General features: G+C 43.7%; 11 protein-coding genes. 7 read left to right on the top strand and 4 right to left on the bottom strand.

The features are described 5' to 3' along the window. Window positions 1-17 precede the first annotated feature (17 nt). Together NST22_RS10220 and NST22_RS10215 are read left to right on the top strand one after the other, a co-directional pair. Window positions 18-1,481: an FGGY-family carbohydrate kinase gene (locus tag NST22_RS10220; RefSeq protein ID WP_004399436.1), complete on the top strand. Its 1,464-nt coding sequence runs from the start codon at window positions 18-20 to the stop codon at window positions 1,479-1,481. A 93-nt stretch (window positions 1,482-1,574) separates the two neighbouring features. After that, window positions 1,575-2,819, top strand: a complete 1,245-nt coding sequence (locus tag NST22_RS10215) for an MFS transporter (RefSeq protein WP_003231439.1) — start codon at window positions 1,575-1,577, stop codon at window positions 2,817-2,819. A gap of 78 nt (window positions 2,820-2,897) precedes the next feature. On the opposite strand, the gene NST22_RS10210 is transcribed toward NST22_RS10215, so the two are convergent. From NST22_RS10210 to NST22_RS10200, 3 genes are all read right to left on the bottom strand, one after another. Further along, entirely contained in the window at window positions 2,898-3,431 is a 534-nt protein-coding gene (locus NST22_RS10210; RefSeq protein ID WP_003231441.1) for a GNAT family protein, read from the bottom strand. 43 nt (window positions 3,432-3,474) lie between these two features. After that, a complete protein-coding gene (locus NST22_RS10205; RefSeq protein ID WP_003231443.1) occupies window positions 3,475-4,245 on the bottom strand; it encodes a hypothetical protein in 771 nt (256 codons plus the stop codon). Window positions 4,246-4,315: 70 nt separating this feature from the next. After that, window positions 4,316-4,621, bottom strand: a complete 306-nt coding sequence (locus tag NST22_RS10200; RefSeq protein ID WP_009967371.1) for a DUF948 domain-containing protein — start codon at window positions 4,619-4,621, stop codon at window positions 4,316-4,318. 150 nt (window positions 4,622-4,771) lie between these two features. On the opposite strand from NST22_RS10200, the gene NST22_RS10195 reads away from it, so the two are divergent. The 4 genes from NST22_RS10195 (at window position 4,772) to proB (ending at window position 8,309) form a co-directional block, all read left to right on the top strand. Continuing rightward, window positions 4,772-5,488 carry a 3-ketoacyl-ACP reductase gene (locus NST22_RS10195; RefSeq protein ID WP_004399223.1) on the top strand — a complete coding sequence of 239 codons (717 nt, stop codon included), beginning with the start codon at window positions 4,772-4,774 and terminating at the stop codon, window positions 5,486-5,488. 299 nt (window positions 5,489-5,787) lie between these two features. Further along, the gene (gene rtp / locus NST22_RS10190) at window positions 5,788-6,156 is read left to right on the top strand and encodes a replication termination protein (protein ID WP_003220337.1); all 369 of its coding nucleotides are present in this window, start codon (window positions 5,788-5,790) and stop codon (window positions 6,154-6,156) included. A gap of 147 nt (window positions 6,157-6,303) precedes the next feature. Continuing rightward, entirely contained in the window at window positions 6,304-7,197 is an 894-nt protein-coding gene (gene proC, locus NST22_RS10185; protein WP_010886524.1) for a pyrroline-5-carboxylate reductase, read from the top strand. Then, complete coding sequence (gene proB, locus NST22_RS10180) at window positions 7,194-8,309, top strand: glutamate 5-kinase (RefSeq protein ID WP_003231456.1); 1,116 nt, start codon at window positions 7,194-7,196, stop codon at window positions 8,307-8,309. Before proC ends, proB begins: the two co-directional genes overlap by 4 nt. A 51-nt stretch (window positions 8,310-8,360) precedes the next feature. On the opposite strand, the gene gltC is transcribed toward proB, so the two are convergent. After that, window positions 8,361-9,263, bottom strand: a complete 903-nt coding sequence (gltC, locus tag NST22_RS10175; RefSeq protein WP_004399246.1) for a glutamate biosynthesis transcriptional regulator GltC — start codon at window positions 9,261-9,263, stop codon at window positions 8,361-8,363. Window positions 9,264-9,409: 146 nt separating this feature from the next. Here gltC and gltB point away from each other — a divergent pair, with 146 nt between their 5' ends. Beyond that, window positions 9,410-13,972 (top strand): glutamate synthase large subunit, encoded by a 4,563-nt coding sequence (gene gltB / locus NST22_RS10170; protein WP_003231460.1) that lies wholly within the window; start codon window positions 9,410-9,412, stop codon window positions 13,970-13,972. Window position 13,973 lies beyond the last annotated feature (1 nt).

The following is a 13,973-nucleotide window of genomic DNA, read 5'->3' as shown; positions in this document are numbered from 1 at the left end:
GAAAGGAGGCTAACAGAATGAAAAAACAAAAAGGCTATCTCGTTTTTGATATTGGCACAGGCAATGCGAGGGTAGCGGTCGTGAGTGTAACTGGCAGTGTTCTAACAGTTGAACGGGAGGACATCGAGTATTCCACAGAGACGCTTTACCCGGACAGCCGTTATTTTTCTCCTCAGGTGCTGTGGAAGCAGGTGATGAATTTGGCAAAACGTGCGCTATCCCGTTCGTGTGATATTGACATCATTGGTTTGACATCGACGAGCCAAAGACAGGGGATTGTTTTGATTGATCAAAACGGCAATCCTTTTCTCGGGCTGCCGAACATCGATAATCGCGGCCGAGAGTGGGAGGCGGGCATTCCCGATTGGGAAGAGATATACAGCAGCACAGGCCGCCTGCCAACTGCACTTTTTTCTGCGCTCAAGCTTTATGGATTAAAACAGCGCCAGCCCTCTTTATGGGAAAAGACTGCAAGCTTTACAAGCATCAGTGATTGGGTGACGTACCAACTGAGCGGAATATTAACATATGAACCATCACAGGCAACAGAAACCCTGCTATTTGATGTGAAGCAAAACACTTGGTCAGAAGAGATGTGCGACATTTTCGGCTTTTCTCCATCTATCCTTCCGCCTCTTGTAAGAGCGGGAACAGCAATTGGAACGATAGCAAATGAATATGCATCCGAATTAGGCCTTTCAATAAATGCTAAGGTTATAGCAGGGGGCGGGGATACACAGCTGGCTGTCAAAAGCACCGGAGCTGGACTTGAGGACATTGTCATTGTATCAGGGACAACAACGCCAATAACCAAAATTACTGAGGATCATGGCGACACAAAACATAAAGCCTGGTTGAACTGTCATACGGATCAAGGGCATTGGCTTGTGGAAACGAATCCGGGAATTACCGGCTTGAATTATCAAAAATTAAAACAGATTTTTTATCCGAATGAAACGTACGAAGTAATGGAGGAGGAGATTTCTGCACTTGCAAAAGAAGACCATGCATGTGTAGCGGCTCTCGGCTCTTATTTATCGGCTGAAAAGAATGCGTTAACGAGAGGCGGTTTTCTTTTTGATGCCCCGCTGTCAGCACATTTAAAGAGGGCACATTTTGTACGTGCAGCGCTAGAAGAGATCGCATTTTCAATCAAATGGAACTTTGACATTTTAACAGAGGTTACTCCGTTTGAACGTGATTATGTTTGGGTGTGCGGAGGGGGATTCCAAAGCAAAGCGCTCACTCAATATATCGCGGATCTTCTTCAAAAAAAGGTCTATGTCCAAGAGGGATATCATCAGGCATCTGTCGTCGGTGCTGCAGTCATTTGCAATGAAACCTTTCAATTAACGGAGGAGATGTCAGCAAATGTCCGGGTGATCGAACCGAAGGACTGTCAGATAGAATTGGCTTTATATGAGGAATGGAAGCAAACACAGCGCTTTTTTTCAGGATCAGAAAGCAAAGTATTAATTTAAGACGGAATTTCTGCTGTTTTGAGGAATCATTTAATTTTCAACTTTAATAAGGTAATACGGTAATGAATAATAGCATCTAAGGAGGAGACAGATATGTTGGATAAAATAGGAATACCGAAGCGGCTTGCCTGGGGATTTTTAGGGGTTGTTTTGTTTATGATGGGAGATGGCCTTGAACAAGGCTGGCTCAGTCCTTTTTTGATCGAAAACGGGCTCACCGTTCAGCAGTCCGCTTCCATTTTTAGTATATACGGAATTGCGCTTGCCATAGCTTCCTGGTTTTCGGGTGTATGTCTCGAAGCATTTGGCGCAAAACGAACGATGTTTATGGGGCTGTTGTTTTATGTGATCGGTACAGCTGCTTTTATCGTATTTGGATTTGAACAGCTGAACCTGCCAGTGATGTATGTGACTTACTTCGTAAAAGGGTTAGGTTACCCGCTTTTTGCTTATTCTTTCTTGACATGGGTCATTTACAGAACACCGCAAAGCAAACTGAGCACTGCTGTCGGCTGGTTTTGGATTGCATATTGCCTCGGCATGTTTGTGTTCGGCGCTTGGTACTCAAGCTACGCGATCAAAGCGTTCGGTTATTTGAATACGCTTTGGAGCTCTATTTTCTGGGTATGTCTCGGTGCATTCTTTGCATTGTTTATCAATAAAGACCGTTTTGAAAAGAAGAAAAGAAAAAGATCAGAAACAGCCGAGGAGCTTTTAAAAGGGGTTACGATTCTATTTACAAATCCGCGCGTGCTTACAGGCGGAATCATCAGAATCATCAACAGCATTGGTACATATGGTTTTCCAGTCTTTTTGCCGATGCACATGGCCCAGCATGGAATTTCAACCAATGTGTGGCTGCAAATTTGGGGAACGATTTTCCTGGGGAACATTGTGTTTAACCTTATCTTCGGTATTGTCGGCGATAAATTCGGCTGGAAAAATACTGTTATTTGGTTCGGCGGAGTCGGCTGCGGCATTTTCACCGTCTTATTATACTACGCACCTGTTTTCTCCGGCGGAAGTTTAGCGGTTGTCAGCGTGATCGGCTTTATTTGGGGCGGTTTGCTGGCAGGCTATGTGCCGATTGGTGCAATTGTGCCGACGGTGGCAGGAAAAGATAAAGGGGCAGCCATGTCTGTATTGAATTTAGCTGCAGGTTTATCAGCGTTTGTCGGCCCTGCACTCGCTTGGCTGTTCATCGGTCTCGTCGGCGCGCAAGGTGTCGTCTGGATCTTTGCGGCCCTTTACCTTGCAAGTGCGGTCTTGACAAAATGTATTCATATACCTGAGGAAAAAGCAGTTAAGGAGGAAACATCTCCTCAATATGCATCTTAATTAGAAAGCGCCCTGTTTGAGGGGCGCTTTTTATCTTTTTAAAGGAAAAGGGATGTGGCACAGACCAAGAGAATACCGTCATTCTCTTGGTTTCACAATAGAGTACACATTTGTATCATATGGAGTCCCATTTTGATACATGTACTGTCTTAAAACGCCTTCTTTTTGAAACCCCATTTTTAGAAGCAGACGATTTGATGCTTCATTATCGGTAAATACAACTGCGCCAATACGCGACAGTCCAAGGGCAGAAAATCCGTAAGATACGACCTTTGAAATGACTTCTGATGCAAATCCGTTTCGCCAATGCTCCGGGATGATTTCATAACCGATTTCCGCGCGCCTATGCTTTTGGGCCAGAGCGTGAAAGCCAATTGTTCCGATCAGTTCTTTAGTGTCCCGTCTTTCAATTCCCCACCGTATACCGCGTTTTTCTTGATAGAGGGCAGCAAACGTTTGAATCATTGAAATGGCCTGTTCTATAGATTCCATGTTTTCAAGCCCATAATAGCGTGTCACCTCATCGTTTGAGAAACAAGCAAAAATGGCTTCCGCATCCTGATCTGTGATTTGCCTAAGTATAAGCCGATCCGTTTCTAATATAGGAAACATTCAACCACTCCCCACGTTTGTGTTTTTGTTTATCATATCCCTTTTATTTCCTCTTTTCTATAGCGAAATCAACCAATGCAGCAAAGGAACGAATTTGTCTTTCTAGTTGCTCTTTGTTTTTGCTGAATTGTTTCAAACGATGGCCGTTCGCGCCTGATGGATGGGGAAAGCCGTTAAGGCAAATCAAATTCTGGAGGCTGTGCTGTCTGATCAATGTTTCACACACTGTTTCGGCCGCTTTTCCTAACGGAATGAGAAGAGCTGGTCCCGTCACATGGTTAAGCTCTGCAGGGAAGTGCCCAAAAGCATAAGTGCTTAGGATAGGAGAATGAGTGATAGCCGGTTTGTATCCGGTATAGTTTTTTTGCTGGATAAAGACAGGATATTTAATAACGGAAGTTGTATGGAGCATATGCCGTAATTCTCCAAAAAGCTTTGCGGCGCTTTGAATGCCAAAAGCTTGCGGCAGCCCGCATAAATCCAGCATGGTAATAAGGTTATGTCTCATCGATCCGGAGAAACCCGCTGCTATTTTTGTGTCTACTGCCATTTGCTCAAGAGTCCCGCCTTGCAGCAGGCTTTCGGCGGCTGTTTCGTACGCTGTCTTCATCTGGGAAAAACCAGGCGTGATCCCGGCAATCACAAGCGAGGCATCCCGATTGATAAATTCATTATGAGGTGAATAGTAGATGCCAAGTTCGTTTTCTTGATGGAGACGAAATGGATCAGTAAGTAAATCGGACTTTGTAAGTGAAGAGGGAAGAAAATGTACTTTTTCTGCGAACTCTTTTAAGCAGCTGCGGTTTATAATCATGTGTAAGCCTCCTCGAAAAATGAGATCCCATTTGTCCATTCTGATCGTAACAACGGGATCTCATTCATCCTTATCTGCTATTAAAATGTCCTGCCTGCCACACCTCTTTGACTGCTTGGGGAACTTCTTTCACTTCAGCTGCGGTCTGCTGAAGCGTGTATTTTTTTATTTGGACATCCTGCTGAATCTTCTTTTGTTTTTGCGTCAGCAGCTCTGTTTCTGTTTTTAATCCTTCGATTTGTTTTTGCATAGCCTGCGTAACAGAGGAAAGCTCCTTTAGTGCGGGGTCTATTTTTTTCTTGTTTTGGATCACGGTAACTCCTAAGAAGATAATAGAAACTGCTAATACTGCAAGACTGATATAAACTATAATCATATGTTCACTCCTTTTCTTATGTCATTACCCTGTATCCGTTTTTTTAATCAGAAGAAATGATATTTACACAGTTCGTTTGATTTGCGTATTGGATGTATTGTACTTATAATGTGATATCGTACATATGTAAACAAAGAAAGGGTGCTTCAATTGCAAAGTTTACAACATAAAACTGCACTAATCACAGGCGGAGGCAGAGGAATTGGCCGCGCTACTGCTCTGGCGCTTGCCAAAGAAGGCGTGAATATCGGGTTAATTGGCCGGACTTCCGCTAATGTAGAAAAAGTGGCTGAAGAAGTCAAAGCGCTTGGTGTAAAAGCTGCATTTGCTGCTGCAGATGTAAAAGATGCCGATCAGGTTAACCAAGCTGTAGCTCAAGTGAAGGAACAGCTCGGTGATATCGATATCCTCATTAATAATGCCGGCATCAGCAAATTTGGCGGTTTCTTAGATCTGTCAGCTGATGAGTGGGAAAATATTATTCAAGTCAACCTAATGGGTGTGTACCATGTCACTCGCGCGGTGCTTCCGGAAATGATCGAACGCAAAGCCGGAGACATCATTAATATTTCATCTACAGCGGGCCAAAGAGGAGCTGCTGTAACAAGTGCTTACAGCGCTTCTAAATTTGCCGTTCTCGGGTTAACAGAGTCTCTTATGCAAGAAGTGAGAAAACATAATATCAGAGTCAGCGCGTTAACGCCGAGCACTGTCGCTAGTGATATGTCTATCGAATTGAACTTAACAGACGGTAATCCTGAAAAAGTTATGCAGCCTGAGGATCTTGCTGAGTACATGGTGGCACAACTGAAATTAGATCCTCGTATTTTCATCAAAACAGCGGGATTATGGTCAACAAATCCTTAAAAATGAAAACCTGTCTTTCGACAGGTTTTTTTATTTGAATGAAATCCGTACCGGTAAAATGAGATATGTAAACCCTGGCAATCGTTTAAATTGAAGATAGCAGTAAATGCAGGCTATAATAGAACTAAGAAAACTATGTACCAAATGTTCAGTCGAAATTTATTTTTTCCGCTACACCTATAATCAGTAAACATGAAATAACTGGACTATCAGTCTTTAATATAAAGAAGGAAAACAATAAAAGAAAATTGAATATTTAGTACATAGTGTTGTCAGTGACAGAAGAAGGAGTGCATATGATGAAAGAAGAAAAAAGGAGTTCAACAGGCTTTTTAGTGAAACAGCGCGCATTTTTGAAGCTTTATATGATAACGATGACAGAGCAAGAGAGACTCTATGGGTTAAAGCTGCTTGAAGTACTTCGGTCTGAATTTAAAGAGATTGGTTTTAAACCAAATCATACAGAAGTATACCGGTCTTTGCATGAGCTTCTTGATGACGGGATACTAAAACAAATTAAAGTAAAAAAAGAAGGGGCTAAGCTCCAGGAAGTCGTCCTCTATCAATTTAAAGATTACGAAGCTGCCAAGCTATATAAAAAACAGCTGAAGGTAGAGCTGGATCGCTGTAAAAAACTGATTGAAAAAGCTCTCTCAGATAATTTTTAATAGAAACAAACACCCGGCGCAGCAGTGTGAACCGGGTGTTTTCTGCTTTTCATTATACATATTTGTCGAAAAGAAACAATACAAATCAATAATGGCCTTCAAACTTGACATCATTTCCTCACGTGGTAACATTTTAAACGTGTGAAAATGCGAACAAAAAAGCGAACAAAGGAGATGTTACCGATCTTTGATCAAAAGAAAGTAGCCTTTATAGGAGCAGGATCTATGGCGGAAGGAATGATATCAGGTATCGTTCGAGCCAACAAAATCCCGAAACAAAACATCTGCGTTACAAACCGCAGCAATACAGAGCGATTAACTGAACTTGAACTTCAATATGGCATTAAAGGCGCCTTGCCGAACCAACTATGTATTGAAGACATGGATGTGCTCATTTTGGCAATGAAGCCAAAAGACGCCGAAAACGCTCTGTCATCACTAAAATCACGTATTCAACCCCATCAATTAATATTGTCGGTCCTTGCCGGCATAACTACCTCTTTTATTGAACAATCATTGCTTAATGAACAGCCGGTTGTCAGAGTGATGCCCAACACTTCCAGTATGATTGGCGCTTCTGCAACAGCTATTGCCCTTGGCAAATATGTGTCGGAAGACCTGAAGAAGCTGGCCGAAGCATTGCTCGGATGCATGGGCGAAGTCTATACAATCCAAGAAAATCAAATGGATATATTCACCGGAATTGCAGGCAGCGGACCCGCGTATTTTTATTATTTAATGGAATTCATTGAAAAGACAGGCGAGGAAGCGGGCCTCGATAAACAGTTATCTCGAAGCATCGGCGCACAGACACTTTTAGGTGCCGCAAAAATGCTCATGGAAACAGGAGAACATCCTGAGATCTTAAGAGATAATATCACGTCACCGAACGGAACGACAGCAGCGGGGCTGCAAGCCTTGAAAAAGAGCGGCGGCGGAGAAGCGATTTCTCAAGCAATAAAGCATGCGGCTAAGCGTTCAAAGGAAATCAGCGAAGATATCGAAAAAACTGCAGCGCCGCTATCAGGAGTGATAAAGTGACGCCTGATACAAGCATGAAAAGAGTCGTTGTGAAGATTGGAAGCAGTTCATTAACAAGCCTTCATGGAGAAATCAGCATTCGAAAATTAGAAGCGTTGGTCGACCAGGTCGTCAAACTCAAAGACGCCGGTTATGAAGTGATTTTGGTTTCCTCAGGCGCAGTGGCGGCGGGATATCGGAAGCTCGGATTTATCCAAAGGCCCGAGAAGCTTCCAGAAAAACAAGCATCAGCTTCAATCGGCCAGGGATTGCTAATGGAGGCTTATTCAAAGCTGTTTTTGGCACACGGCTATGTCGCATCCCAAATTTTAATTACGAGAAGCGATTTTTCTGATGAATATCGATACAACAATGTCAGGAATACAATGAATGTACTGCTCGAGCGCGGCATCATCCCGATCATAAACGAAAATGACACAGTTACCGTCAATCGGCTCAAGTTTGGCGACAATGATACGCTCGCAGCAAAAGTCGCAGGATTGATTGATGCAGATATGCTTGTGATTTTATCAGATATAGACGGATTATATGACGGCAATCCGCGCACAAATCCAGAAGCGAAAAAGATACAGCGGGTGAGTGAAATAACACCTGACATCGAAGCATGCGCAGGTGACACTGGAAGCATCGTTGGCACCGGCGGCATGCGCTCTAAGCTTGATGCGTTTAAAATCGTAATGGCGTCTGGCATTAAAGGTTTCCTAGGTCAGGCAGATGCTGGCGATATTTTATACCACGCCGTTCATGAACAGGCGGAAGGCACCTATTTTGAAGCAGAAGGAACGCTTCCGTTGAATCAAAAGGAGCAATGGATCGCTTTTAATTCCGGTCCGGAAGGTGAAATGATTTTATCAGATGATTGTTCACGAAAAATAACAAACGGACAATCGAGTTTATACCTAGACGGTGTACAGAAGATTAAAGGGAAATTCAAAAGCGGTTCAGTTGTTCGGCTGATGGATTCAAAAGGGACGGAAATCGGCCTTGGAATCGTCAATTACTCTTCTGTACAGCTTCAAGAACCGGAAAAGAAAAAGGAACTGACAAATAGAGCTCTAATTGATCAAGAAGCATTTGTTTGCCATGTGGATTTTTCTTTACCTGTAAATTAATTTGCAGAAAAAAACCCGAAGCTTCTATATAGAAGCTCGGGTTCATTTTTTTTATTGATACTGCTCCAGCTTAGAGAAAAATTGAATGACAAACTCATAAAAATCATTCGCGGAAGGCGCAAGCTCTCTATTTTTCGGTTTAATGATTCCGACAGTCCGTTTTACTTGAGGGAACTCAATTGGAATTTTCACAGTAAAACGAGGTGTTGTTTCAGCAAAAGTACTTTCAGGCAGAAGGGTAACGCCCATTCCTGCGGACACTAACCCTTTGATCGCATCCAAATCCTCACCCTCCGTGGAAACGAGAGGAGCAAAGCCTGCTTGTTTGCAAGTATCGATTGCCATCTCTCTAAGTACAAATCCTTCCGGGAACAATACAAATTGGTCGTTGCGCAAATCGATTAAATGAACCGTTTTTTGTTTAGCAAGCGGATGATTTAATGGAACAAGCGCGTAAATTTTTTCAGTAAATAATATTTTTCCCGTTATGTCAGAGAAATTCGTCGGCACCGGCCCTAATAAGGCCAGATCAATATCGCGGTTTCTGACAGCTTCAATCAGAAACTTATAGGAGCCTTGGCGCAGCAAAAATTCGACGTGCGGATATTCTTCTTTAAACGCTGAAATGACAGTCGGCAAAAGCTGGCTGGCGAGGCTTGTAGGAAAGCCGATCTTTACCGTTCCGCGATGCGGGTCAAGATACTCATCAATTTGCTCTTTCGCATAATCAATGGCTTTCATCGCCGTTTTCACATGAATTAAAAATTCTTTTCCGATTGGCGTGAGTTTGATATTTCTCCCTTCACGCTCAAATAAGGTCACATTTAATTCTTCTTCAAGATTGGCAATTTGTCTGCTGATTGCTGATTGGGCCACATGCAAATGATCAGCGGCTTCTGAAACGTGTTCTCTTTCAGCCACCTCCATAAAATAACGCAGTTGGCGCAGCTCCATGTTTGTCTCACATCCATCTATCTCATTTTGAGATTCTTTTGATCTAAATTATATATTGTTTATATCGTTTTGAAAACCTACAATGATTATAGAGTTGTTAGATTTTATGACCGGTATTATCGGAAATTGATCGGGGGAGAGGAATTATGACGTACAATCAAATGCCAAAAGCTCAAGGTCTCTACCGTCCTGAATTTGAACATGATGCATGCGGAATCGGCCTATATGCACACTTAAAGGGCAAGCAGACTCACGACATTGTCAAACAAGGACTTAAGATGCTTTGCCAGCTAGACCATAGAGGAGGGCAAGGCAGTGATCCGGATACAGGAGACGGAGCCGGCTTACTGGTTCAAATCCCTGATGCTTTCTTTAGAAAAGAGTGCAAAAACATCAATCTGCCAGAAAAAGAACGTTACGGGGTAGGAATGGTCTTTTTCTCACAGAAGGAAGATGAAAGAAAAAAAATTGAAAAGCAAATCAATGCACTAATTGAACAAGAAGGCCAAGTCGTTCTTGGATGGAGAACTGTACCTGTAAATGTCGGAAAAATCGGAACAGTGGCGCAAAAAAGCTGTCCGTTTGTCCGTCAGGTATTTATCGGCGCAAGTTCTGATCTAAAGGACAATTTATCTTTTGAACGAAAATTGTATGTCATTCGTAAACAGGCTGAAAATTGGGGAGTAACGGAAGGTCTTGATTTTTATTTTGCCAGTCTTTCAAGCCAGACCATTGTTTACAAAGGCCTTTTAACACCTGAACAGGTTGATGCATTTTATTCTGATCTGCAAGACGAAGCATTCGTTTCTGCTTTTGCGCTTGTTCATTCACGCTTCAGTACCAATACATTCCCTACATGGGAAAGAGCGCATCCTAACCGCTATTTGGTTCACAACGGTGAAATTAACACCCTTCGCGGAAATATCAACTGGATGAGAGCACGTGAGCAGCAATTTGTTTCTGAAAGCTTCGGTGAGGACTTAAACAAGATTTTGCCGATTCTCAATGCTGATGGCAGTGACTCTTCCATTTTGGATAACGCATTTGAGTTTTTTGTGATGGCTGGACGCAAACCGGCACATACGGCAATGATGCTCATTCCAGAGCCTTGGACGGAAAATACGCATATGTCCAAGGAAAAAAGGGCGTTCTACGAGTACCATAGCTCCCTGATGGAGCCTTGGGACGGACCGACAGCTATTTCATTTACTGACGGTAAACAAATCGGGGCGATCCTTGACCGGAACGGTCTCCGTCCGGCCCGTTATTATGTCACAAAAGATGATTATATTATTTTCTCATCTGAAGTAGGCGTTATTGAAGTTGAACAGGAGAACGTTTTATATAAAAACCGCCTTGAGCCTGGGAAAATGCTTTTAATCGACCTGGAAGAAGGCCGTATTATCTCCGATGAGGAAGTCAAAACACAAATTGCAACTGAGTATCCGTACCAAAAATGGCTTGAAGAAGAGCTTGTACAAGTAAATCCTGATCCGGAGTCAAGAGAAGAAGAACAATTTAGTGATCTTCTTACTCGCCAGAAGGCATTCGGATACACATATGAGGATATCCAAAAGTATCTAATTCCTGTTATTAAAGAAGGCAAAGATCCCCTTGGTTCAATGGGGAATGACGCTCCGCTTGCTGTACTTTCTGACCGAGCGCAATCGCTGTTTAACTACTTTAAACAGCTGTTTGCACAAGTAACGAACCCGCCAATCGACGCGATTCGTGAGCAGCTTGTCACTTCAACGATGACTTGGCTCGGTGCGGAAGGCGATCTTCTTCATCCAAGTGAACGAAATGTTCGCCGGATTAAACTGTATACACCTGTTTTATCCAATGAACAGTTTTACGCATTGAAAACGATTGTTCATCCTGATTTAAAAAGCCAAAAAATTGATGTGCTGTTTTCAGAGGATCTTGAACGCGGTTTAAAGGACATGTTCACACAGGCAGAGAAAGCCATCAGCCAAGGCGTAAGTTTGTTAATTTTATCAGACAAAAAGATGAACGAACGACTGACACCAATTCCGCCGCTTCTGGCAGTAAGCGCACTGCACCAGCACTTAATCCGCAAAGGGCTGCGTACGAAGGTCAGCATTATTGTGGAATCGGGAGAAGCACGTGAAGTGCATCACTTTGCAGCGTTAATCGGTTATGGCGCAGATGCGATTAACCCTTATCTCGCTTATGCGACCTACAAGCAGGAAATTGATGAAGGCCGTTTGGATATCAGCTATGAAGAAGCGGTTAGCAAATATGGAAAAAGCATTACTGAGGGCGTCGTAAAAGTGATGTCCAAGATGGGAATTTCAACTGTGCAAAGCTACAGAGGCGCACAAATCTTTGAGGCGGTAGGAATCAGCCGCGATGTGATCGACCGCTATTTCTCAGGTACTGCATCACAGCTAGGCGGCATCGATTTACAAACAATTGCAGAAGAGGCACAGCGCCGCCACCGGGAAGCGTATCAGGATGATTACAGCAAAACGCTTGAACCGGGAAGTGACTTCCAATGGAGAAATGGCGGAGAGCATCATGCGTTTAATCCGAAAACGATTCATACTTTGCAATGGGCGTGCCGCAGAAATGATTACAATCTGTTTAAACAGTATACAAAAGCGGCTGATGAAGAACGCATCGGATTTTTGCGGAACTTGTTCGCATTTGACGGAAACCGCAAGCCTTTGAAGTTGGAGGAGGTTGAATCCGCTGAATCGATTGTCAAACGTTTTAAAACGGGTGCGATGTCATTCGGGTCCTTGAGTAAGGAAGCGCACGAAGCTTTAGCAATCGCAATGAACCGTCTTGGAGGAAAAAGCAACAGCGGTGAAGGCGGAGAAGATCCCAAACGCTTTGTTCCAGATGAGAACGGCGATGATAGAAGAAGTGCGATCAAACAAATTGCATCCGGACGGTTTGGTGTCAAAAGCCATTACCTCGTCAATGCTGATGAGCTGCAGATTAAAATGGCTCAAGGTGCTAAGCCGGGTGAAGGCGGGCAGCTTCCTGGCAACAAGGTATATCCATGGGTTGCCGATGTCCGTGGGTCAACGCCAGGTGTCGGATTAATCTCACCTCCGCCACACCATGACATTTATTCGATTGAGGATTTAGCCCAGCTGATCCACGATTTGAAAAATGCCAACCGTGACGCAAGAATCAGCGTAAAGCTGGTGTCAAAAGCAGGTGTAGGAACAATCGCTGCAGGTGTTGCCAAAGCGACTGCAGATGTCATTGTGATCAGCGGCTATGACGGAGGTACAGGCGCTTCTCCGAAAACCAGTATTAAACATACAGGGCTTCCGTGGGAGCTTGGCCTTGCAGAAGCACATCAAACACTAATGCTGAACGGACTTCGTGACCGTGTTGTATTAGAAACAGATGGAAAGCTCATGACGGGCCGCGACGTTGTGATGGCTGCCTTGCTCGGCGCCGAAGAATTTGGTTTCGCAACGGCTCCGTTAGTTGTACTCGGCTGTGTCATGATGCGTGCCTGCCATTTGGATACATGCCCTGTCGGTGTAGCGACACAAAATCCAGAGCTTCGCAAAAAGTTCATGGGAGATCCTGACCATATTGTGAACTATATGCTGTTCATTGCCGAAGAAGTTCGTGAGTACATGGCTGCGTTAGGCTTCAAGACATTTGATGAAATGATCGGCCGCACTGATGTACTTCATGTAAGTGAACGGGCAAAGGAGCACTGGAAAGCAAGCCAGCTTGATTTGTCTACCCTTCTTTATCAGCCTGAAGGGGTGCGGACGTTCCAATCGCCGCAAAATCATAAAATTGATCAATCACTTGATATTACAACAATTCTCCCGGCCGTACAAGAAGCCATCGAATCTGGAAAAGAAGCTGATATTTCGATTGAAATCAATAATACAAATCGTGTAGCCGGAACGATAACCGGCAGTGAAATCTCAAAGCGTTACGGAGAAGAAGGTCTTCCTGAAGATACAATCAAGCTGCACTTTACCGGATCAGCCGGCCAAAGCTTTGGAGCTTTCGTTCCTAAAGGGATGACGCTTTATTTGGACGGAGACTCAAATGATTACGTCGGAAAAGGGCTTTCTGGCGGAAAAATCATCGTCAAGTCATCAGAAGGATTCAACTCTGCTTCGGATGACAATGTCATTATCGGCAACGTGGCTTTTTACGGTGCGACAAGCGGAGAAGCATATATTAACGGGCGTGCTGGTGAACGCTTTGCCGTTCGAAACAGCGGTGTGAACGTAGTTGTAGAAGGCATCGGCGACCACGGCTGTGAATACATGACTGGCGGCAGCGTTGTCGTTCTCGGTGATGTAGGCAAAAACTTTGCGGCAGGTATGTCCGGCGGAATCGCTTATGTACTGACCGAAGATGTCAAAGCGTTTAAACGCAAATGCAACCTTGAGATGATTTTATTTGAATCATTAGAGGATGAGAAAGAAATCCAGCAAATCAAAGCAATGCTTGAAAGACATACTGCGTATACAAACAGCCAAAAAGCAGAAGATCTGCTAGATCAATGGGAAGACAGTGTGAAAAAATTCGTCAAAGTCATTCCGAAAAACTATAAACAAATGCTCGCAAGCATCGAAGAGCAAAAAGCTGCAGGTTTATCAGATGAAGAAGCCATCATGTTCGCTTTTGAGGCCAACACGAAGCCAAAGCAGAATACAGCAGCATCGGGACAAAAACAAGCGGTAGTACAGTAAG

Origin of the sequence: Bacillus sp. PS237 (assembly GCF_037963345.1) — a bacterium.
Taxonomy (GTDB): Bacteria; Bacillota; Bacilli; order Bacillales; family Bacillaceae; genus Bacillus; species Bacillus subtilis.
Note: the sequence above shows the minus strand (reverse complement) of the source record. Positions and strands in the feature narration are given on the sequence as shown.